The organism is Chryseobacterium gregarium DSM 19109, assembly GCF_000430845.1.
Taxonomy (GTDB): Bacteria; Bacteroidota; Bacteroidia; order Flavobacteriales; family Weeksellaceae; genus Chryseobacterium; species Chryseobacterium gregarium.
Window position 1 is genome coordinate 13,940 of record NZ_AUMU01000018.1, and the last position, 25,633, is coordinate 39,572.

At 34.2% G+C, this 25,633-nt stretch carries 7 protein-coding genes; all 7 read left to right on the forward strand.

Annotated features, from left to right (window positions below):
* The first annotated feature begins 11 nt into the window (after positions 1-11).
* The 7 genes from H561_RS0117735 (at position 12) to H561_RS0117765 (ending at position 25,621) form a co-directional block, all read left to right on the forward strand.
* Complete coding sequence (locus H561_RS0117735; protein ID WP_027388228.1) at positions 12-13,229, forward strand: non-ribosomal peptide synthetase; 13,218 nt, start codon at positions 12-14, stop codon at positions 13,227-13,229.
* A 13-nt stretch (positions 13,230-13,242) separates the two neighbouring features.
* On the forward strand, positions 13,243-15,624 hold the full coding sequence (locus H561_RS0117740) for an outer membrane beta-barrel family protein (RefSeq protein ID WP_027388229.1): 2,382 nt from the start codon (positions 13,243-13,245) through the stop codon (positions 15,622-15,624).
* Between the two features lie 24 nt (positions 15,625-15,648).
* Positions 15,649-16,887 carry a glycosyltransferase gene (locus H561_RS0117745; protein ID WP_027388230.1) on the forward strand — a complete coding sequence of 413 codons (1,239 nt, stop codon included), beginning with the start codon at positions 15,649-15,651 and terminating at the stop codon, positions 16,885-16,887.
* Positions 16,887-17,603: a thioesterase II family protein gene (locus H561_RS22760; RefSeq protein WP_034762691.1), complete on the forward strand. Its 717-nt coding sequence runs from the start codon at positions 16,887-16,889 to the stop codon at positions 17,601-17,603. The genes H561_RS0117745 and H561_RS22760 overlap by 1 nt, the downstream gene beginning before the upstream one ends.
* Complete coding sequence (locus H561_RS0117755) at positions 17,590-19,206, forward strand: cyclic peptide export ABC transporter (protein ID WP_027388231.1); 1,617 nt, start codon at positions 17,590-17,592, stop codon at positions 19,204-19,206. Before H561_RS22760 ends, H561_RS0117755 begins: the two co-directional genes overlap by 14 nt.
* 11 nt (positions 19,207-19,217) lie before the next feature.
* Positions 19,218-23,624, forward strand: coding sequence for a non-ribosomal peptide synthetase (locus H561_RS0117760; RefSeq protein ID WP_027388232.1), 4,407 nt, complete (start codon positions 19,218-19,220; stop codon positions 23,622-23,624).
* A gap of 65 nt (positions 23,625-23,689) precedes the next feature.
* Positions 23,690-25,621 carry an alpha/beta fold hydrolase gene (locus tag H561_RS0117765; RefSeq protein WP_027388233.1) on the forward strand — a complete coding sequence of 644 codons (1,932 nt, stop codon included), beginning with the start codon at positions 23,690-23,692 and terminating at the stop codon, positions 25,619-25,621.
* Positions 25,622-25,633: the final 12 nt, after the last annotated feature.

The window sequence follows — 25,633 nt, forward strand, 5'->3', positions numbered from 1 at the left end:
ATACTAAATAAATGGAGAAAATCGAAGGATATAAATTATCTGAAAATCAGATTAATTATGTGTCAAATCAGGCTAATAATGCCGACTGTCTTTATAATCAGGTTATTATTAAAGTAAAGGATCAATGTTCTGATGAGGAACTTACTTTACATATCAATGAAGCGATAAAAGAACATGAAGTATTGTTTTATACATTGTTTTCCAATAACGATCTAAACAATGCGATCCAGTATAAAGATCATAAAGAGCATGAAATCAAACGTTGGTATTTTGATACGGAAATTGATAAGGATCACTTCATCAAAGTGGTTGATAATGATTTTGACTCTCCTTATCACTATCATGAAAACAAAGCGCTTAAAATCGGAGTGGGTATTTCAGGAGAAGCTAGGTATATAGCTATAAGAATCTACTCATTATTTGGAGACCTGTATAGCTGTACCTATCTCTCTAATGAAATTATACAAAGGATAAAAGGAAGTTATGAACATCCGGAAAAAATAGAATTTTATAACTATTGCTCATGGCAAAATGAGCTTTTGGCAGAGCCCGAAGAAGAAGCAAAATTATTCTGGGAGACCTATAATGCAGATCCTGAAAATAAGATTATTCCTTTTGGGAAAAAAATCGAAGCTTTCAAGCCGGTAAGGAAAAATATAATTTCTGTTGACAAAGAAAATTATGGGAAATTAGCTAAAGATTTAGCGGAAAATGATCTGACTACTGAGTCTTATCTGTTATTGTGTTTAAACCATTATTTTTCGCAATTTTCAACAGATGATAAAGATCTGACCATCGGTTATGTAAATCAGGACAGGCCTTACGAAGAACTTGCACATACGATAGGGTATGTCAATTCCATGGTTGCGTTAAATCTGAAAGTGCATTCAGAAAATCTTGCTTTATCAGAAGCGATTAGAGAAATCAAAAAAGAGGTAGAAGCTGTAAAAAGCTGGGCTGATTACTTCACTTTAAACCGTAAAAAACAAAATACAGTTTATTTCAAATATTGCTTTGAATACGTTAATACAGGAAAAATCCTTAGCCAATCAAATGCTGATATCATCGAAACCTATTCCGTACAGGATATTTTTGATTGTAAGCTGACAGTAGTTGATTCCGGTGAAACCTTATCTGTAGATTTTTATTATAATAATGATATTTTCTCACCGGTAGAAAAAGAAATTATTGAAGAACAGTTCAAGGAAATATATGATACATTATTGTACCAGCAAAAACCTGGGCTGACTTCAGCAGACAAGAAAATTATAGCACTTGCCAATTCTACAGCAGCTAATTTTGAAGATAAAAACAGTATTGTTCATCTATTTGAGTCACAGGTTGCAGAAACTCCAGAAGCTGATGCAATTGAGTTTGATGGAAGATCATTAAGCTATCAGGAACTTAATAAAAAGTCTAATCAGCTGGCAAATTATCTTAAAACTCATTATCATATTCAGGCTAACGACCTTGTGTGTATCCGGATTCCCCGCAGTGAACAGATGATTATTTCTATCATTGGGATTTTAAAATCCGGAGCAGCATACGTGCCTGTAGATTGTGACTATCCTGCTGAAAGAATCCAGTACATTATTGAAGATAGTGGTGCGAAGGTAGTTATAGATGATGCGTTTTTATCAGAGTTTGATAAACAGAAGGAAGACTATTCAAAAGATAATCCGTCTGTGACCATTGGTTCCGGCGATTCTGCTTATGTTATTTATACATCAGGAACTACAGGCAGCCCAAAAGGAGTCAGCATCACACATTCTAATATCCTTAATTATACAGCATGGAGTAATGATTTTTATTTTACTGCAGAAGAAAGAGGTAATTGGGGGCTGTTTACATCAATTTCTTTCGACTTATCAGGGACTGCCGTTTTTTGTTCCCTTACTAGAGGAGGAAAGCTTTTCCTGGGGAATTCGGAGGACGATACTTTAGTATCCTTACTTTCAATGCTTGGAAATGAAGAAGTGGATGTTCTTAAGCTTACTCCATCTCATATTTCTTTATTAAAAAATACTGAAGTGACATCTTCCGGTCTTTCTAAAATTATTTTAGGAGGGGAAAAGCTTCATGCAGACCATATTCAGACCATCCGTTCGATCGGTGAAAACATTGATATTTATGATGAATACGGTCCTACAGAAACAACCATAGGTTGTATCGCCCGTAAGATAGAGCAGTCGGATGAAAATATCGGTCAGCCGATTTCCAACACTCAGGTTTACATTCGTAATGAGAAAAATGATCTTGTTCCAGTAGGGGTTCCGGGTGAAATATGCATAGCCGGAGCAGGAGTAGCTAAAGGATACTTGCATAATCCTGAACTCACCAATGAGAAGTTTATAGAAAACCCTTTCTCTTCCGGCTCAAAAATGTACCGTACCGGTGATCTTGGAAGTTGGCTTGCTGACGGAAATATAGAATATTTGGGTAGGATTGATGATCAGGTGAAAATCCGTGGCTATCGTGTAGAATTGGGTGAGATAGATAGTCATGTACTTTCTTATAATTCTACAATTAAGACAGTAGTTACAGAAGTGAAGGAACATGAGGGAGATGCCCATCTTGTAGTATATTTTGTATCTGATGAGCAGATTGACAAAAAAGACCTGTCAGCTTATCTTGAGAAGAAAATGCCACAATACATGCTTCCCGATTTTTATGTTCAGTTGGAACAGATTCCATTGACGAATAATGGAAAGGTAGATCGTAAAAAACTGCGGAATGTTGCTCCATCAGATCTCATAAAACAGGAATATGTTGCTCCTAGAAATGATGCTGAAAAGCAGTTGAAAGAAATCTGGGAGGAAATATTAGGAGTAGAAAATATTGGAGTTACAGACAATTTCTTTGCACTGGGAGGACACAGTTTGATTCTTATTAGAATTATCAACAAGATTAAAATTACATTTAATAAAACCATCTCAATAAAAGATTTCATGGAAAATCCAAGGATCGATCTTGTTGCCCAAAGAATATCAGGAGATGCAAATGTTGAAAGCTTTGAACCCATCCGGAATGTTGAAGAAGCTAAATATTATCCGATTACTGCTGCCCAGTACAGATTTTGGGTAATCCAGCAAAATTATGAAGCTTCAGCTACTTATAATGTGAGTGAAGCCTATAAATTAAAAGGAGATCTGGAATCATCTCAACTTGAAGAATCATTCAGGTTACTGGTTAATAGATACGAAATTCTGAGAACAATTTTCCTTAATATCAACGGAACTGTTTTCCAGCAGGTTTTACCTTTTGATAAGATTGATTTTAAAATTGAGAGTATTGATTTAACTTCCTCTCCGAATAAGGATCAGGAGTTAACCGAACTTTTAAATACCAAAAAAATTAATTTTAGATTAGATGAATTTCCTTTATTCAAAGTGTATCTGATTAAAGTGGATACCGATGAATACATTCTGTGGTTCAATACCCATCATATCATCTGCGATGGGTGGTCAAGCAATCTTTTTGCTGCGGAGATTATAAAAACGTACAATTATTTAGTACGAAATGAGTCTCCCGACTTACCAGACCTTAAAATACAGTATAAAGATTATGCTGATTGGGTAAATAAGAAAAATGTTGAAAAGAGCAGAGATTTCTGGATCAAAACTCTTTCCGATGATATAAAAAGAGTAGATCTGCCTTTTTCAGGAAAAAGAAAGAAGTATCAGACTTTTAATGGTGATAAGTTTGTATTTGTAATTCCTGGAGAAAATGTAAAAAAAGTTAAACATTTTTTACAAGGAAACAACATCTCTTTATTTACCTATTTAGTAGCCTGTACAAAAGTATTACTGAATAAATACACCCATCAGAATGATGTTATCATTGGAACAACATTCTCCGGCAGGGACCATCCAGATCTAGAAAACCAGCTTGGACTTTTCCTTAATACCCTTCCTTTAAGGTCAAATGTTGATAATAATGACTCATTCAATACATTCTTAATAAAAGAGAAAAAGAATATTATAGATGCATTTTCTAATGGGAATTATCCTTTTGACCAAATCCTTAATGAAATAAACTATCAGAAGGATATCAGAAAATCAGCTCTTTATGATGTGTCAGTAGTATTGAACAATCATAATAACATGGCTTTATTTGACGGACCAAAAGAAATGGATGATCTGGTGATCGAAAGTTATCCGATTACATATGATATTTCTAAGAACGATATTGAATTTAACTTCTCAGAAAGTGATCATGGATTATTAGGAATTGCAACTTATAATACTGATTTATATGACAGAGAGTCTGTTGTGAAGTTTGTTGATCATCTAATAAAAATGATAGAAAGTCTTGTTGATTCTGCGGATCAGCCTCTTTCAGAATTGAACTATTTAAGCTCTGCTGATCAGGAAGTACTGTTAAAAGAATTTAATGATACCTCTGTTTCATACCCTGAAAATCAAAGTATTCTTAGCTTATTTGAAAATCAGGTAAATCTTACTCCTGAAAGTATTGCCGTGGTTTTTGAGGATCTTGGATTAAGCTATACAGAATTAAATGAAAAAGCATCCAGCCTTGCTCTTCAGATGCGAGACGGATATGGGATTAAAAAAGGCGATCAGGTGGGTGTTATGCTTAACCGTGGTGAGAATCAGATTGTTTCCATTCTGGGGATATTAAAATTAGGGGCAATTTATGTACCTGTAGATGCCAATCTCCCTGAATCCAGGAAAGAAGTGACGACCTCTGGCTTGTCTTTACTGATCACTGAATCTTATTATTTCTTTGACCTTGATTTCTATGCTGGAGAATCCTTTTCCATCGATCTGGAATTCACAGAAGAAGATGCTTCAGGCTTTACATCAACAGTTTTAGAAAAAGAAGATATTGCTTATATCATTTACACTTCCGGTTCTACAGGAGAGCCAAAAGGAGTTTTAAATACCCATGGCGGTATTTTAAATACGATGCTGTTCCAGAAAGAATTCTTTGAAGTTTCCTCTTACGAAAATGTAGCCCAGTTTGCTTCTTTCTCTTTTGATGCTTCTATTTCAGAGATTTTTATGACGCTACTTAGTGGTAAGAGTCTTCATATTCTGAGCGATTCAGTGAGAAAAGATGCGTATGCCTTTGAAGAATATGTAAACAGTCATTCTATTGATCTGGTAACGCTGCCACCTGCTTTCTTCAGTTTACTGAATGTTGAAAAGCTTCAAAATTTAAAAGGTTTAATTACCGCAGGAGAATCAGCAGTGATCGGTAAGACAAAAGAATATTTAAAGTATGGTACTTTTTACAATGCGTATGGTCCTACAGAGACGAGCATCTGTGCTACCGTGCATAAGCTGGAAAAAGGAAGTGACTTAACTTCGACTACAATACCTATCGGCCAGCCTATTGCCAATACCCAGATTTATATTTTAGATGAATATGGACATTTGGTTCCTGCAGGAGTAAGTGGAGAAATGTATATATCGGGAGACGGATTAGCCCAGGGTTATCTGAACCGTGAGGATTTAACGGAAGAGAAGTTTGTTGAGAATCCATTTATTCCGGATACGAAAATGTATCGTACCGGAGATTTAGGCAAATGGTTGCCTGATGGTACTATCGAATACATGGGAAGAATTGACTACCAGGTTAAGATCCGTGGACATCGTATCGAACTTGGGGAGATCGACAGCCAGGTGCTTTCTTATAATCCAGCTATTCAAACAGCAGTTGCTGAAGTAAAAGAGCATGATGGAGATAAGAGTTTGGTGGTATACTATGTAAGTGATACTCCGATCGACAAACAGGATCTGGCTAGACATCTAGAGAGTAAACTTCCACAATATATGCTTCCTGGTTTTTATGTTGAACTTGATCAGATTCCTTTAACAAGTAATGGAAAGGTCGACAGAAAAAATTTACCTGAAGTAAGCAGTTCAGATTTAATAAAGAATGAATATGTAGCTGCTACCAGCGGAGAAGAAAGAGTATTGGTCTCTGTCTGTGAGCAGATCTTGAAACACAATCCTATCAGCATCCGTGACAACTATTATAACTTAGGAGGAGACTCTATAAAATCCATTCAGATTGTCTCCAGGCTTCGTCAGCAAGGGTATAGTCTGAAGGTAGAACATATCTTACAGTATCCTGTATTAGAAGAGCTGGCTCGCTATATGACAACAGATGTTGCTAAAATTGATCAGTCCGCAGTTACTGGAGATAGTATTCTTACGCCTATTCAAAGGTATTTCTTTGAGAGTGAAGGGATCACTAATAAAAATCATTACAACCAGTCTGTTATCCTGAAAAGCAGGGAAAGACTTTCCGGAAAAATTCTAGAATCATCTATAAAGACTTTGGTGTCACATCACGATGCTTTAAGAATGGTATACAGTCAGAAAGACAGGGAGTGGAACCAGCATAATGCGGGAATTGATGGGGCGCATTATCGTTTAGAGTCTTTTGATATCAAGAGTGGTAGTGAATCAGAAGAACTATCCCAATTGCAGCAAATAGGTGAGGACCTTCAGAGCAGTATAGATATTGAATCAGGCATTTTATTCCATGCAGGTCATGTCTCGATGAGTGATGGCGACCGTATCATTTTAGTGGTTCACCATTTGGTCATGGATGGAGTTTCGTGGAGAATTTTGCTTGAAGATTTAGGGAAACTATATGAATCGGGAGGTCAGGGCTTATCTTCCGAGCTTCCTTCCAAAACGGATTCATTCCAGAGTTGGGGTAAAGCTTTGGATGAATACAGCAGAAGCCCGGAACTATCCAAAGAACGTTTGTATTGGGAAGGGGTAGAATCTGAAAATTATACAGCTCTGGCTACAGATTATCCTTCAGAAGGGAAACAGGTTTTAGATAAAAGTATAGGCTTCAGTTTAAGTTCAGATTCAACGAAATTATTACAGACTCGTGCTGGGAGAAAATACAGCGCAGAAATCAATGATGTTTTACTGACGGGTTTGGCATTAGCTTTACAGGATCAGTTTGGAATAACCAGGACTAAGGTTTTAATGGAAGGTCATGGTAGAGAAGTGATGAACACAGGACTTGATATCAGTCGGACAATAGGCTGGTTTACCAGTGTATATCCTTTCAGTCTTGATATCAGCAATAACAATCAGCCTGCTTTGGTAAGTGTAAAAGAAGGTTTACGAAGTATTCCCAACAAAGGAATCGGTTATGGTATTTTGAACTATCTGGATAACCAATTTATATCCTCAGGTTTAGCTTCAGTCCAATTTAATTACCTTGGAGATTTTAATGAAATTGGCGATCCAGAAACTCAAGGGAAGGCCTCCTTATTTGATTACAGTTCCGAAAATATAGGCTCTTCAGTAGATTCTGCTAATTTATCTACAGATCTCTTGTTGGATGTTTCAGGGATGACGGTGAACGGAGTGATGAGTATCAATATCCGTTTCTCAGATAAATTATTTACAGAAAATACGATACAGAAACTTTTAGCGGCTTATCAGGCACATCTGGAAGCTATAGTGAAAGAGAGTGAAGATTCATCCGTGATTCTCACTCCATCAGACCTCACTTACAAAGGTTTATCATTCAGTACCATTGAGGAGATCAGTAAAGAGAATGATATAGAAGATATTTATGAGCTCTCTCCAATGCAGCAGGGATTATATTTTCATTGGCTGGTAGATTCGCATGGTTCGGTTTATTTTATGCAGACTTCTTATCTTGTTAAATCTTCAGAACTTCAATTATCACTTGTAGAAAGGGCTTTTGGAATATTATTGAACCGCCATACTATTCTTCGCACTTCCTTTGAAAACCGTTATGGAGGAGTTCCTTTACAGATTGTACATAAGAAAGCCAGAGTAGATTTCAAACATTTAATTTTAGAATCAGAACTTGAACTGGATAACATCAAGCAAGGTGATATAAATCGTGGCTTTAATTTGGGGGAGCCTACCCAAATGCGTTTGCTTATCGTAGAATTACCTAATGGTTATTACGAGTTTATTTGGAGTCATCATCATATTATTATGGATGGTTGGTGTCTAAGTATTTTGATTAATGATTTCACTACAATCTTAAACTCACTGGAACATGAGAAGGAAATCAATTTACCGGAACCCAAGAAATATTCTTCTTATATCAAATGGCTAGGGGAAGTTAATAAGGAAGTAACACTTTCATATTGGGAAAGCTACCTTGAAGGCGTAAGCTCACCAACTATAATTCCGTTTAAAAAAGAGTATACTTCATCCTCTGGCGCTAAAGTGCTTGTAAATAATAAGATTAAAATCGAAGGAGATTCATTCAGAAGAATCGAAAGTCAATGCAAGAATATAGGGATTACTATCAATACTTATATTCAGGGAGTTTGGGGATATTTACTTTCCAGATATAATGGATCAGAAGATGCTGTGTTTGGAGCAGTTGTATCTGGCCGTCCTCCAGAGCTGGAAGATGTGGAAAATATGGTAGGATTATTTATCAATACAGTTCCGGTCCGAGTAAAATATAAGAAAGAAAATACGGTTAAAGAGTTTTTCCATGAACTGCATACACAGTCTATACAAAGCAGTCCTTATCATTATTCTAATCTTTCAGATATTCAAACAATTTCAGGGCTGGGAAGTAATATGATTAACAATATTATTGTTTTTGAAAACTATCCTGTTCAGGATTCTATTGTGGAAAGCTATATTGAAAATGAAAATAGTTCGTCCATTGAGGAAATAAAGAATGTTGAAGTAGTGGATGAAACCAATTACTATTTCTTAATAACAGTGTTCCCATCTGAAGATGCAGTTGTGCTTGATATTAAATATGATGCTTCAGCATTTGATACCGTATTGATGGATAATATTGAATCACATTTTTCCAATTTGCTGAAAAATATTTTCGTAGATGCAGATAAGAAAATTTTCGAAATGGACTATTTAAGTCTTGCCGAGAAAAAACACTTATTAGAAGACTTTAACAATAAAGAAGTAAATTATCCTTCAGAAGAGAATATTATAAGCCTATTTGAATCTCAGGTGACAACTAATCCTGATCATGTAGCTGTTGTTTTTGAAGAAACAAAACTTACTTATTGGGAATTAAATCAACAATCCAATCAATTGGCTCATTACCTTCGCGAGAAATATAATATAAAGAGAGATGATCTGATCTGTATTCAATTGCCACGTAGCGAGAAGATGATAATATCAATTCTTGGGATTTTGAAATCAGGAGGAGCCTATGTGCCTATAGATAATGATTATCCTCAGGATAGGATTGATTATATAATAGAGGATACAAAGTCAAAAATAGTTATAGATGAAAAATTTTGGTTAGCGTTTGACCTTTTAAAGGATAATTATCCAGAGGAGAATTTGGATACTCATATTCAACCTACTAATCTGGCATACATAATTTATACCTCAGGAACTACAGGTAACCCTAAAGGTGTAATGATTGAACACAAAAATGTAGTGAGATTATTTTTCAATGATAATGCTCTTTATGATTTTAATAGAAGTGATTCATGGACATTATTCCATTCCTATAATTTTGACTTTTCAGTATGGGAATCATATGGTGCACTTCTTTTTGGCGGAACTCTACATGTAATTTCTAAGAGAGTTGTACAAGATGTCGGTGCCTTTTTAAATTATCTCATTACTAATAAGATTACAATATTGAATCAGACTCCTGCGGCATTTTACAACTTGGCAGAATATGATAAATTATTTAATCATGAAGAGTTAGCATTACGCTACATCATATTTGGAGGAGAAGCATTGAATCCTTATATGCTTAAAGACTGGCAGAATAAGTATCCGGGTATAAAAATGATTAATATGTATGGAATTACTGAAACTACAGTGCACGTTACTTATAAAGAACTTACTGTAAAGGATACTAGCTCTGTTCTATCAAATATTGGAAAGCCTATCCCAACACTTAATTGCTATATTCTGGATGATCAAAAATATTTGGTTCCGGCAGGAGTAGTAGGAGAATTATATATATCAGGTTCTGGATTAAGTAGAGGATATTTGAACAGGCCGGATCTAACTGAGGAAAAGTTTGTAGAGAATCCATTTATTTCGGGAAGCAAAATTTATCGCACCGGAGATCTTGGACGTTGGTTACCTGATGGCAATATCGAGTATTTAGGAAGAATTGATCACCAGGTCAAAATTAGGGGGCACAGGATCGAACTAGGGGAGATTGATAGTCATGTGATTAATTATAGCGATAGAATTAAGACTGTAGTTACGGAAGTTAAAGAACATGAAGGAGACAAGAACCTTGTGGTATATTATGTAGCTGAAGGAAATATTGATAAAGATGATTTAACGAAATACTTAGAAAGTAAGTTACCATATCATATGCTACCTAGTTTTTATGTAGAGTTGGAAAGCATTCCTTTAACCAGTAACGGAAAAATCGACCGTAAACTTCTGCCGGAAGTTTCTGCTGGTGATCTAATAAAGAACGAGTATGTAGCTCCTGCTAATCCAATGCAATGTATCTTGGTAGAAGTTTGTGAGCAGATTCTAAAACATAATCCTATAAGTATCAAGGACAACTATTACAACCTTGGAGGAGATTCTATCAAATCTATTCAGATCGTATCAAAATTAAGACAGCAAGGCTATACTCTTAAGGTAGAACATATTCTACAATATCCAGTTCTTGAAGAGATGAGCAATCATATCGTTAGTGAAGTTTCCACTATAGAGCAGTCCATAGTAAGCGGAAATGTAAATCTCACGCCTATCCAGCGTTACTTTTTTGAAAGTGAAGAGATTGTAAATAAGAATCATTATAATCAATCAATTGTATTGAAAAGTACAGAGAGACTTTCTGGGTCTATTCTGGAAAACTGTATAAAGCAATTGGTTATTCATCATGATGCCTTGCGTATGATTTATACTAATGAAAAGAATGAGTGGAGACAATCCAATGCTGATACATCAGGTAAACATTGCCGTTATGAATATTTTGATATAAGCTCTTGTTCAACCAAAGCTGAAGAACTTGAACGTTTACAATATATTGGAACATCACTTCAGAATTCAATAGACATTACCTCAGGAATTTTATTCCATGTAGGGCATGTATCTATGAGTGATGGGGACAGAATTTTGTTAATCCTTCACCACTTAGTAGTAGATGGTGTTTCATGGCGTATTCTATTGGAAGATTTGAATAATTTATATGATTCAGCTGTATTGGGTAATGCACATGTGCTTCCGGCGAAAACACATTCTTTTCAAAGTTGGAGTGCGGCTTTGGAGGATTATAGTACCAGTATATCTCTAAACAAAGAACGAAGCTATTGGGAGAATATGGAATCCGAAGAATATCCGGCGATTCCTACGGATTATCCTTTACTTGAACAACATGTTCCTGATAATAGTATAGGATTTTCTCTTGACAAAGATTCTACTCATTTATTACAAACTTATGCGGGTAGAAAGCATAATACTGAGGTGAACCATGTGCTATTAACAGCCCTGGCTGTGTCTCTTAAGGAACATTTCGGAATAAGTAAAACTAAACTAATAATGGAAGGGCATGGTAGAGAAAACATTTCATCTGATATGGATGTGAGCCGGACAGTAGGATGGTTTACAAGTGTATATCCGTTTTTATTAGATATCAGCGATCATAGCCGATCAGCCATAGCAAGTGTAAAGGAAGGACTAGGGAACGTTCCTCAAAAAGGGATCGGATATGGTATTCTGCATTATTTACAAGAAAGAATTGTTTCTTCTTCAGAACCAAGGATAATATTTAGTTATATGGGAAGTTTTGATGCTGCTGGAGGGACTGATAATAAAAAGGTGATGTTTGATTTCTCATCTGAGGATATAGGGTCAACGGTTTCTGATGAAAATTTGAAAACAGATGTTTTAATAGATGTTTCAGGAATCATAGTTTCTGGAGTACTGAATGCTAATATTCGTTATTCAAAAAATGTATTCCATGAAGCAACGATCCAAAAATTAGCTCAGTTATATGAAAAAAATATCATAAAGATTCTGGAAGAGGATGATGATGAGAATATTAATGAGTGGAGTTATGGAAATGAAATGATTGTATCTCCTAATCAATATCACTTATTCAGAAATAAATACTCATCAGTAAATTTTGATATCAATGTTCAGTCATTCGATGAAAACAGTTTTGAAAAGAAACTTAGAGCGTGTTTCTCAAAATTTCCTTCTTTAATGATGAAGTATGAGAAGAATGGTTCTCAAATTATACAGCAATACGTATCAGAAGAAGATCTTGTAATAAAACTGCAGAATGAAAGTTTACAGATCAGATCAGAAGATGAAATAAAGACTATAGGAAAAGAATTCATATTCCAACCTTTTGATATGTTCAATGGAGAGCTGATCAGAGTATTTGCTGTCAGAACAGAAACTTCCGGCATTTCACAGGCTACCGTATTTTTTGGAATTCATCACTCTTTACTAGATGACTATTCAGCTAATACTGTGAAAAATGAATTAGAAGCCTATTTTAATTCAAATGAAGAGATTACAGTTAGACCTCACTATTTTAATTTTATTGATTCTCAGGAAAAATTTTTAAAATCTGATGAAGGAATAAAGATTAAAGAAAAACAAATTAAAAGCCTACTTGAGCTACCATTACATGATGATGAAAATTCAGACAAGGAGGATGTGTATTTTCAGAAGTTTATAGTGCAGGAAGCATTTGTTAAAGATGAAGACTTCTTACATCTACAGAAAGTATCTCAGAAAGTTTCACTTCCTTTAAATGCATTCTGTTTATCAATTTTCTTAAGAATTATTACTGATTATAATAATCCAAACAAAGGTTTATTTGGTATGTTGAGTAGCAACAGGGAAAATTCGGAATATGAAAATATGATTGGCGTATTAACTAATTTGATTATGGTTCCATATCCTGATTTTAAAAATTATTCAGTTCAGGAAATAATGAAGAATTATGGGAATATGATACAATGCAGGACAGAGCAAAAAATTCCATATGAAATGATTAGAAAAGATATTAAAGATATGGATGGCAGAGATATAGAAAAAAATATTTTTGGATTCTATAGTCATTTAAGCCAAAACACAGAGAAAGAATATGCATCTTTCAATGAATCTACAGAAGAAATAACCGAATTTAATGGAATTAATCTGAAAGCATTTGAATATTCTAATGGAGTTTTAATTCAATTATCACAACCAGTATCTACTTCTAGAATAGACTTTTCAAAATACATTAAAGAATTTATGGACTTTGTAAAAATACATTAATTCAATTATTTATATGAAAAACTTTAAGTTATTACACCTTTTAATTTTACTATTGCCTGTTCTGTTTTATTCTCAATATAAAATAGAGGGCAGGGTATTAAATAAAGAAAAGGAACCTTTAAGAAATACAACAATTTTTTTTAAAACGACTACTTCAGATAATAATAGAAAAGCAATTACCAATGATAATGGAAACTTTAGTCTGGAACTTACAAAAGGGAATTATATACTGACAATCAGGAATTCAGAGTATATCTCTTTTGAAAAAGAAGTAACAATTAATTCGGACACTAAACTGGCTGATATAGAGCTTGCAACGGTATCTAAACTGATAGAAGAGGTCAAATTGACCTCTTCACCTAAAATGATTGTTCATAAGCTGGACAGAACCGTGTTTAATGTCGAAAACAATGCATTGGCAAATAGAGGTAATATTTTCGAGACATTAAAAGCTGTGCCAGGGCTCGTTCTAAAAAATGATCAGATATCAATGCTCGGAAGGGATGCTGTGAAAGTAATGATTGATGGCAGAATGATCAATTTAGGCGGGGATGATTTGAAGAACTTTTTGAAGTCCATACCGAGTGAAAATATCAAATCTGTAGAGGTCATCAGTAACCCGTCTGCCAGATATGAAGCCGAAGGAAACAGTGGGATTGTTAATCTGGTTCTTAAAAAAACTAAGAAAAATTCGTGGAATAATAATACCACTTTGACAACTGATGTAGCAAAAACAAAATATATCTTACAAACAGTAAACAACAATTTTACGTATCAAAAGAATAAAATCAGTTTTTTACTCAATACAGGATATACGTACGGTGATACCTTTACAAAGCAGATGTCAGATATTTTCTTTTCGGAACCCTATTTTTTAACCACAGAACAAAAATGGAATTATAATCAGTTTTCAGGGAGATTTTTAATAGATTATGATATAACACCTAAAACAAAGATAGGATTACAATATTTAGGAGGGGTGTACAATAATTATGTTGATGATAATATCAATACAACTGTAGTCAATAATGCAAACAGTCCTCTTTATTTTCTGAAAGGGAACGGACATATTCAGGATAAGAATAATAACCATTCATTGAACCTCCATTTGGAGCAGAAATTAGATACCCTCGGGAAAAAGTTAAATATAGATTTGGATTTTCTTAACTATGTTACAGATAAAAACAATACCATACTTTCTAACCGATATAATTCTAATTCTAATTATGAAGGAATAAATTTTTTCAATAGAGGTATTTCAAATCAGGACATCAATAATTACAGTTTAAAATTTGATATTGAGTATCCTGGGAAATTTATCAATCTAAACTATGGTGGGAAATTTGGATTTACAAAGACAGATTATCTGCTCAATAATTATGACCTTTCTATTGATAATACTTTAACTCAATCAGATCATTTTAAATATGACGAAGCAATTCAGGCTCTTTATATTAATGGTACAAAGAAATTTTCTGACAAGTGGGAAGGGCAGATCGGTTTAAGAACAGAGTATACCCAGACCAAAGGATATTCTATTATGTTGGATCAGGCAGACTACAATAAGTATCTTAAATTATTTCCATCACTTTTTATCAAATATAATATGAACGAAAAGAATAGTTTATTACTCAACTATTCCAGAAGGATACAAAGGCCCTCTTACGGGCAGTTAAATCCTGCCAGATATTATGTGAACAGCCAGATTTCCTCTATGGGTAACCCTTATCTGAAGCCTTCTTATGTAGATAATATTGAACTTTCCCATACTTATAAGAATCTGACTTCCAAATTGGCTTTTAATGTAAATTCAAATGCATATAATGTGTTCTTTAAAATGAATGACGAAACCAAAGAGCAGATCGTAACCTTTGATAATTATTTTAAAAGTTATGGCTATTCTTTATCGGAAACGTATGAATTTAATGCCCTTTCATGGTGGAAAAGTTATGTTACTCTTTTCCTGAATTATTCCCAGTCAAAGAAAACCCAGAATATTAACCTCGTTTTAAGGAACGGATTTGAATTTTTTGGATCCCTTAATAATTCATTGACTCTGAATGCGTCAAAAACGCTCACACTGGATATCAATTACTGGTATGGATCAGGAACTAATCAAAATTTGTTTCATTACTCTGAAGCCAATTCATTAGATATGGCTCTTTCTTACAAGACACCGTATAAAGGATTGAATCTAAGCATTGCAGCGTATGATCTATTTAATTCCAGTCCACGGACCATGCTGTCGGAAATTAACGGAATCGCACAGACTTACAAATCGTACGCCAATAATAGATTCTTTAGGTTTTCCATCAACTATAGTTTCGGAAATGATAAAATTTCAAAAGGAGAAAGAGCACTTGGAAATGAAAGTGAAAGAGAAAGAAGCAGATAACCATAAAAACAATAATAAAAACTTATGAAAAAAATATTGGTTTATACTGATGCATTCAGAGGAAACATAATTCCTACGCTGGGAATCAGTGAAAAACTTCATCAGATGGGGGTTCATATTCATTATATCGGTGTACCTGATGTAACAGAAATAATATCCAGGACATCATTTCCATCTACTTCTATTTTTGGGGATTATTATCCGAAAGGCAGCATATATGAATCCGGTAAAATTAATGCGGATGTTATTCGTACAATTATCGATGGTGGTCTTGATGAGTTGATTCAGGATTTTAATCCGTCAGCTATTATTTTTACAGCCTATAATCCAATCGAAGCAGCCACTTTCTATCTAAAATACAGGATAAGAACATTCCTGGTATATTGTCACTTTCCCGTTGATAACGATTTCAGTAAAACATCATTTACAGAAAAAGTAAAAGAATGGAGTAGTAATATGCTTATGGATGATGCCAACCTGGAGTCCACTAATCTTTTGATTAATTACCTTATCGGTCAGGGATATGAGATGAATTCTCTGAACGATGTTTTATCTGTTTTTGAAAACTTCTATAATGTAGTACCTGCCTCAAAAGAATTTTTAATAGAAAATGCAGTGGTCAATGGAAATGATATGTATATCGGACCTTGTATCCCTGAGCAGAATATATTTCACTTACATTATGATGTGGATAAGCTTGAAAGCGAGCTTTCTGAACAGAAAAGGTCAGGAAAAAGGATGGTTTATTGTTCATTAGGTTCGTGGGCTGAACAAATTGATAAAGAAAAAGCACAACGAATTACGCAAACACTTATCAATAGTTTTCAACAGGAATCTATGGCGGATTATATCCTTAATATATCAGCCGGAAACTTATATCATGATTATAAATCCCAGACTTCCGATAACGTAAGAATTCATCAATGGCTTCCTCAGATGACAATGCTTCAACATTCGGACCTTGCCATTATACATGGTGGAATGGGAGGCGTTAAAGAATGCATCATGCAGGAAATTCCGATGGTTGTTATCCCATTGGGACTTGACCAGTTTGAAAATGCAGACCGTGTAGCTATCCACCATTTGGGAGTGAAAATAGAAGCTCATTCGATCAATAATATAGCAATCATTTCTAGCCTTTACAAACTTCAGAATGATACTCGTATCAAAGATAATTTATCTAAAATGAAATCCAGTTTTGAAAAGGCATCGGAAGGGGATGCTTGGTCAAAATTTAACATCGAAACACTAACGACGAAATAATGAATAAACAGCTCTTTTTGCTACATTTTGCAGGCGGAAATAAGTATTCTTACAATTTTTTACAAAAAACAATAACCTCCGACATCGAATTTATTCCCATAGAACTACCAGGTCGGGGTGAAAGATTCAAAGAAAGTTTAATAACTGATAAAAAAGAAGCTATTGAAGATCTCTTTAAGAAGATAAAGAAAAAAAGAAATGATTCTCCCTTTATAATATTTGGGCACAGTATGGGTGCTCTATTGGGACTTTCTGTCACCCGCATGCTGGAAGAACAAAATGATATTCCCGAGTTTTTAATCGTCTCAGGAAATCCAGGACCTTTGGAAAATTATAAAATTCCTATAAGATATAATTTAGATGACAGCAGTTTTAAAGAAAAAATATCAGAGATGGGTGGAATTCCAGTCGAAATTCTTGAAAATAAGGATGCATTTGCATTTTTTGCTAAAATTATGAGAGCGGATTTTGAATGCATTGAAAAAGGACAGGATTATGAAAAAGATGTTATTATCAAGGCTCCTATTTATGCCATGATGGGCAGCGAAGAGTCTCTTAATACAAAAATTAAAAACTGGAAAAGATTTACAAATTCTCATTTCTATCATTCCATATTAAAAGGGAATCATTTTTTTATTCATGAGAACAGTAAGGAAATCGGAAAACTCATCAACTATTGTTTTAAAATAAAAGAGTCAAATTATGTTAAAAATTAAAACGAAGCATATCATCTTAATATCCGTGTATGCGGTTATAAGCAGTTTATTGAGTTTTGCTATTATTTATATAATAAACAATACATTATCCAATCAGCTTTCAGCAAACAGCTACATTTATATAACCTTTTTTGCTTTTGTTGTCTATGCTTATTTATTAAGTATCTTTTTTCAGAGAGAACTCAATAAAATAACCTTTGAATTGCTTTCCCAATTAGAAAAGAAATTATTCCAGAAAATACTGGATACACCATTAATAAAAATTGAAAAATTAGGAACTCAAAGGTTTTATACAGCGGTGGAAGATACAAGAACATTTTATTCACTGCCGGCTGTTGTAACTGCAGCATTTTCCTCTTTACTGATGGTGATATTATGCCTTTTCTATCTCGTCAAATTATCTCCGATATCTGCGGTAATTATTCTTGTGGCAATTTTGATAATTGCTGGAATCTATTATTTAGTAATGAATTCTTTATCAAAGTCGATAGAAAAGGTGAAGAAATATAACGAACATTATTTTGGCTATGTGCAGGATGTCATCAGTGGTTTTAAAGAATTAATGATCAGTGATAAAAGAAGAAAGAAACTACTTGAAAACTACGTATATGAAAATAGGACTGCATCGTATGCGCTGGATTTTAAAATTAGTTTTTCTTTTTTATCAATAGGACTTATCAGCCAGTATGGGATGTACATTATCATGGGCATTATTCTTTTTATTTTACCTGAATTAGGATGGTTGAAAAGAGAATTTGTAATTCCATATGTACTTGTTTTATTATTTATTGCAGGTCCTATCAATAACCTGATCAACCTTCAGGATGTTGTAACCAGGCTATTTGTAGCTAATAAACGTCTTGAAACATTTTATGAAGATTTTAAAAATGAAAAAATTGTTGATAAGCATGACAAAGAACTTGCTACCGACTTTTCAAAATTAAGCTTCAGGGATATCCATTTTAACTATAAAAATGATAATGCAGATGCCAACTTTGAGTTAGGGCCCATCAACCTTGAAATTAACAAAGGGGAAGTGATCTTTATTGTAGGCGGAAATGGCAGTGGTAAAAGTACTTTTATCAATATTCTTTCAGGGTTGTATGTCCCTGATCACGGTGATATTCTTTTTGATGAAGAAAGAATAAATTCCGAAATGGAAATCCAGAATCTTATTTCGGCGGTATTTACCAGCAATCACCTGTTTTCTCAGAACTATGATGATTACATACTTGAGAATAATCCCAAATATAAAATGTTACTTGAAACCTTTAAACTTGAAAATATAGTAAAAGACGATTCGGAAGAATCCGCCAGAAGAAGTTTCTCAAAAGGTCAAAGCAAAAGGATGGCATTGATATTTGCTTTATTGGAAGATAAACCAATCATAGTACTGGATGAGTGGGCAGCAGATCAGGATCCGTATTTCAGAAAATATTTTTATGAAGAACTGATTCCAAAATTGAAATCACAAGGTAAAACTATTATTGCTGTGACCCATGACGACAGATATTTCCATTACTGTGATAAACTTTTAAAGTTTGATTATGGAAAAATCGTCAAAGAAGATGTTCCTGCAAATTTTCAAAACGCTTACTTTTAATATTAAGACTTATGAAATTAACGCTTCCCCAACTGGATGTTTTTTTTGAACAATTATTATATCCGGATACTCCAATCTATAATATAGGAGCCAAAATAGAAATTAAAGGTGAAATACATGTTGAAGCTTTTAAGAAGGCTTATCATGAAATGATCGGTCAGCATGATGCCTATCGAAGTTTTTTCAGACAAAATGAAGATGAGGTAGAAAAATATATAAAGGAAGGAGAGCCAAGGCTTTTGCAATTTGTTGATTTTTCAAAGGAAACTGATGCTGTGAATATTGCTGAACACTATATGCAAACAGAATTTATGGTGCCTTTTGATGTATTGGGAGATGATTATCTGTATCGCTTTGTACTCATTAAATGTAGCAATGACCATTATTACCTTTTCTCAGTATACCATCATATCATTACAGATGGATGGGGAACATCTCTTATGTTCCAGAGATTGATTAAAAATTACAATGATATTCTGAAATTTGATAGGGTACAAGATCAATATCCTTACGAGTATACTACGTTTGTAAATCATGATCTGGTTTATCAGGATTCCGATGAATTTTATAAGAATAAACAATACTGGGCTGAAAGATATTCAACCTTACCTCCGGTGATCTTCAACAGAAAAGAGAATAAAGAATATTCTGTTCATGAAAGTGACAGAAAAGAATTAATAGTTCGCAGGGAAGATTATAACAAATTTATCGAATTGGGTAAAAAGCATAATTTCTCTGCATTTCATGGGTTTTTAGGATTGTTTTTCTTTTATTTTGGAAGAGTTAATCAGAGTGATGATTTAGCCATAGGAATTCCGGTACTGAACAGGAACACCAAAGCATTCAAAAAAACAGTTGGATTGTTTATGGGAGTTTCACCCTTAAGAATGAAACTGGATAATCAGGATAATTTGTTGGATCTGATCAACAATACCAAAAAGCAACTGATGTCTGATTACAGGCATCAAAAGTACCCTTTGGGAAAAATCGTAAGTGACCTCAAATTGTTTAATGAAAAAAACAAACTTTTCAATATTACATTATCTTACGAAAAACATAACTATGCAGATCACTTTGAGGGCACTAAAACGACAGTGATCCCGCTTACCAATAAATCTGAGAGATCTGCTTTAGCCTTGTTTGTAAGAGAGTTTGATGATAATGAGGATATTAAAATTGATTTTGATTACAATACCGATTATTTTGATGACTTATCTATCGAACAGTGTGTACGGCATATCAATTATCTGATCGTTAACATCGAAACATTAGCAGCTGAACCTCTGAACAAACTTTCATTTTTATCTGAAGAAGAAAAAGAAAATCTTTTCTCTTTTAATGAAAAATTTTCTTTTAAAAGAGAAGATGAAGACTCCAACAAAACATTCATTGACCTATTCTCTGAAAAAGCTTTAGAATTTCCCGATAAAGTGGCAATTGCTGATGAAAAGTTTTCTTTATCCTATGCCGAGGCTGATACGATCTCTTCCCGAATAGCCGATTATCTGTTACAGCATCATAACGATAAAAAGGCAGTAGCCGTTTTGCTCAACCGGTCGTCTCATATGATTTGTACTTTACTGGGAATTATGAAAGCTGGAAAGGCTTATATCCCTCTTGATCCAGAATTTCCTGTAAACAGGCTGCAGTATATTTTACAGGATAGTAAAGCGCAGCTTTTAATATCGGAAGAAAATATTTCTCTTAATCTTACTGATATTCAAAGAATTTTTCTGACAGGTATCTTAAGTGAAACCCAGGAAAATAAAGAAATAAAGGTTAGACCAGAGGATACTGCCTATATCATTTATACCTCAGGATCTACAGGGAATCCTAAAGGGGTGGAAATAGGGCACGCTTCATTGTTAAACCTGTTACAAAGTATAAGTGCAAAACCGGGGATAAACAATCAGGACACAATGTATTCTGTAACGACTTATTCTTTTGATATTTCTATTCTCGAGTTTTTTACACCTCTGATTACCGGTGCCACCTTATACATTGCTGGTGAAAAGATTTTGAGAGATCCATTAGCTACGATACAGGAAATTTTCGAAGTGAAACCTTCTGTTATTCAGGCAACCCCAAGTTTTTTCAAAAGGCTTCTTGGTGTAGGCTGGAGACCGGATTCTGATTTAAAAATATTGTGTGGCGGTGATCTGATCAATAATGATCTTATTGAAGAATTACTGGCATCATGCAGAGAACTTTGGAATATGTATGGGCCAACAGAAACGACGATCTGGTCTTCAACAAAAAAAATTGAATCTGGAACGTTGCCCCAGAATATTGGTCAACCCATTAAGGATACTTCTTTCTATATTTTAGATGCAGATTTAAATCTTTTTCCTGTAAATACGGTCGGAGATATTTATATCGGAGGGAAAGGGCTTGCCAAAGGATATTATCGTAATGAAGAGCTGTCCCTGGAAAGATTTATAAAAAATCCTTTCAGGAAAGAAGAATTAATGTATAAAACGGGTGATGTAGGGAAATGGAATGAACAAGGTGAAATCTTGTTTTTCGGAAGAAGTGATCACCAGATTAAGATAAAAGGATATAGAATAGAATTAGGAGATATTGAAAACCATATCAATACGGTAGAAAATATTGAAGATTCTGTTGTAGTGGTTAAAGAAGTGGAAGGTGAAAATCAGCTGGTAGCTTATCTCAAAACTCATGCACCAATTGAGGTCTCTTCTCTGTTTGAAAAATTGCAGGAAAAGCTCCCATATTATATGGTTCCTCAATTTATTTTTCCTATACAGGAGTTTCCTCTTACCCCTAATCAGAAAATAGACCGAAAGTCTCTTTCAATGAAAGCTCTTCCTTCTGATGAGCCTGTCACAAGCCAGGTCATTGAAGATGTAGAAATGATGCAGGAATTAAAAATTGTTTGGCAGGGAATCTTAAACTATAAGAATTATATTGAAGATAAAGACAATTTTTTTGAACTGGGCGGTCATTCTTTATTGATCTCCAGATTAGTGAATGTAGTAAACAAGAAGTTTTCTGTCAATCTGACGATGAAGGATGTATTTGAAAATCCTGATTTATCTTCTTTATGTCACATTATTTTAAAGAAAAATAACAGAAATAATTTGATTTTAAAGGCACCTGATCACAACATACCTTTAGCAACACCTACACAAAGAAATATCTGGTTAGCATGCCAGAGAAAAGAGATTTCTCCGTCGTATAATATGTTGATGGAGTTCGATGTTGCAGGAACGATGAATGTCGTAATATTAGAAAAAGCAGTCAGACAAATAATATCTGCTACTGAAATTTTAAGAACGAATTTTGTACTTGAGAATGAAGCCGTAATTCAGAAAATCCATTCGCCGGAAAATAGTTATTTCGCTTTGGAAGTTAACGAAGTTGTGAACCAATCTGAGTACAGACAAATAGCTGATAGATATAAGAGCTATTGTTTTGATCTTGAAAAAGAACTGTTGCTTAAAATAATGATCCTTAAAATAGGGGAGAAATATAAAATCTTTTTCCTGACTCATCATATCATTTTTGATGGAATATCAACAGGATTGTTTATCAAACAGTTGATATCCCTTTATAATAACAATTCAAGTCAGACACCAGAATTGCTGCCTGGGATCCAGTTCCGGGATTATTCAAACTGGTACTATCAGAATGCAGATCTTGACAATAATGACATTTTCTGGAAAAACTATACAGAAGGGTATCAATATGAAGCTTTTGTGAAAAAAGAAAGTGTAACTGCTGATTCTTATCAAGGGAATATATTTACAATTCCACTTGATCTGGAAGTAACGCAAGGATTATCTGATTTAGCAAAAAAGATGAAAACGACGCCTTATCTGCTTATGTTAACATCTCTGTTGATATTTTTACGCAATATATCCGGAAAAACAGATATCTGTATTGCTACAATAGACTCAGGAAGATCTGCGCTTCAGGTACAATCGCTTTTAGGTGTTTTCATTAAAAGCCTATTACTACGTGTAACATTTGGAGAAGAAGAGTTAGGTGAAATACTTCATAAAGTAACTCACGAATTTTTAAAAGTCACAAAATATGAAGAAGTTTCAGACCATTCTTTCGTGAAAAATAATGTTGATATCCTTTTTGTGACTCAAGATCCAGAGTTAAGTTATAATACAATAAGTGATTTTGCAGACTTTTCTTTACAAAATGTTTCACAGGATACCACCTACAATAAATTCCCGCTTATCATGAATGTGATCAATGAACCGCAGGGCATTCAGCTTGAGATAAGCTATAACAAAAGCTTATATAAAGACCACATTATTACAGATTTTTCGCAGGCTTACACAGATTTTCTGAAATACCTGTCAACATTAAGTTCTGAGGCTGAGCTGGAGTATAAAGACTTTTTCCACAGCAATAATCCGGTGGACATTGATTTTGACTTTTAAGGTTCAATATGATATATACAGTGATTCTATAAAAAAATTTAAAAAATAAAAATTAATAATTCTATATGAAGACCCACAGAGTAATTTTTTTACTGCTTATGATGGTATCCTCGTTTCTGTTTGCCCAGAAAGGAGACTACACAATTACAAAAACAAAACCATTTTTTAATATTGAAAACCTTAAAAATGATCAATCGGTCGAATGGGGATATCTTTCAGTTCCTGAAAACTGGATCGCTCCGTCCAGCAAAATAAAAATAGCATTTGTTGTTTTAAAGAAGAAAAAACAATCCACTCAGAAACCTCTGGTCTATATAGAAGGAGGGCCAGGACAATCAGGGATAGGTGCATTCGGGTATTTTCGGGATCACCCTTTGAGGGATTACTCAGATATTATATTGGTAGATGCAAGGGGAGTAGGGAATTCTTTACCGAAATTATGCCCGGAACTTGGAATGGATATATTTAAAATTTTATCCTCAAATGAATCTTCAGCAGCTGATGAAAAAAACAGATTGTTTGCCGCGATGAACTGTAAAAATGAGCTGATAAGAAAGGGAATCGACCCGGCCAATTATAGCAGCGTAAATATTGCCAACGATCTTCATGCACTTAAAACGGCCTTACATTATGACAAATGGAATGTCCTTGGTGTTTCATATGGCACCTATATTTCACAGGTATATGCCAACTCATTTCCTGAAGATTTCAATAAAATGATTCTGGATTCGCCGGTTGATCATATTTCTGAATATTATAATAAGATCAATGATCATTATGTGAAAGAATTGAATATATTTTTTGCGAAATGTAAGCAGAACCCTGTTGTAAATAAAAAATTCCCGAATCTTGAAAAGACGTATTATAAAGTAATAGAAGATCTGACTAAAAATCCACTAACGGTAAGTGTTCCAAAAGACTTATTGGAAAAAGGCAGTTTTACTTTTAATAGCGAAGATTTTAAGATTGTAGTTCATCAGGCCTTATATACTAAGCAGTTAATAGAAGTACTGCCCGTTATCATTACCTTGTTTCACGAAAGGGATGCAGAAACACTCAGCTCAATGGTAGGCGTATTTTCCGGCGTTTTTAAAGCATTGGACTTTGGAACCTATTATAGCATGGTCCTTAACGACGCAATCCCTTACAATTCCTTGAAATATTATGATGAGGATGCAGCCATGTATCCCGGGCTAAAAGGAGGCTTATCATTTTACAGAGCCGACTTTATTGTAGGCAGCCAGTGGAATAATAAACCAGTTCCGCCGAATGTATTAGATTATGTAAAAATGTCTAAGATTCCAACAATGATCATAGGAGGGGAATTTGATCCCATTACTCCTGTTTCAAATGCACAATCCTTGGCGGGATTACTGAATGCCCAGCTGATCATATTTAAAAATGAAGGGCATGCCCTTTTATTTGGGAAGGAAGGGAGTGATCTTATCAATAATTTCATCAATGACAAAACGCCTCTGAATTTAGGCAGTACACAAGTTATTAATTCACCGGAAGTGAAGTTTATCACAGATATTCATGTCAATTCTGGGATTACAAAACTGGCCGTACTATTATTTGGTGGTTTTGATATTCTGAAAGTAGCTCCGTTGATTCTGGCTTATGGAATTTTATTCGTTGCCATTATTTTCTTTTCTGTAAGTATATGGAGAAGAAGGAATGCAGAAAAACTGATCATGAAAACTTTCTACGCATTACTTATCATTAATTGTATAATAGGAATAGTACTTATGGCGGGGCTTATCTATGCGATCGTTTACTCTAACAATACGAATTATTTTATATGTGCTTTTGGGATTCCCGAAAAGTTTATCAATTTATTTTATTTGTTAAAAGTACATATGATCTTATCTGGTTTATCATTCATCCTATTTCTGGTAAACTACAGGCAACTTAGATACAAAATCATTGTCATTTCAGTACTATTTTCATTTATATTAATCCTATCGTATTTCTATTACTGGGGGTTCTTTAGTTAATATCATTTTTTA

Bases quoted from the DNA above. Each gene is read 5' to 3' on its own strand.
- H561_RS0117735 (WP_027388228.1), top strand. From the start codon at position 12: ATGGAGAAAATCGAAGGATATAAATTATCTGAAAATCAGATTAATTAT.
- H561_RS0117740 (WP_027388229.1), top strand. From the start codon at position 13,243: ATGAAAAACTTTAAGTTATTACACCTTTTAATTTTACTATTGCCTGTT.
- H561_RS0117745 (WP_027388230.1), top strand. From the start codon at position 15,649: ATGAAAAAAATATTGGTTTATACTGATGCATTCAGAGGAAACATAATT.
- H561_RS22760 (WP_034762691.1), top strand. From the start codon at position 16,887: ATGAATAAACAGCTCTTTTTGCTACATTTTGCAGGCGGAAATAAGTAT.
- H561_RS0117755 (WP_027388231.1), top strand. From the start codon at position 17,590: ATGTTAAAAATTAAAACGAAGCATATCATCTTAATATCCGTGTATGCG.
- H561_RS0117760 (WP_027388232.1), top strand. From the start codon at position 19,218: ATGAAATTAACGCTTCCCCAACTGGATGTTTTTTTTGAACAATTATTA.
- H561_RS0117765 (WP_027388233.1), top strand. From the start codon at position 23,690: ATGAAGACCCACAGAGTAATTTTTTTACTGCTTATGATGGTATCCTCG.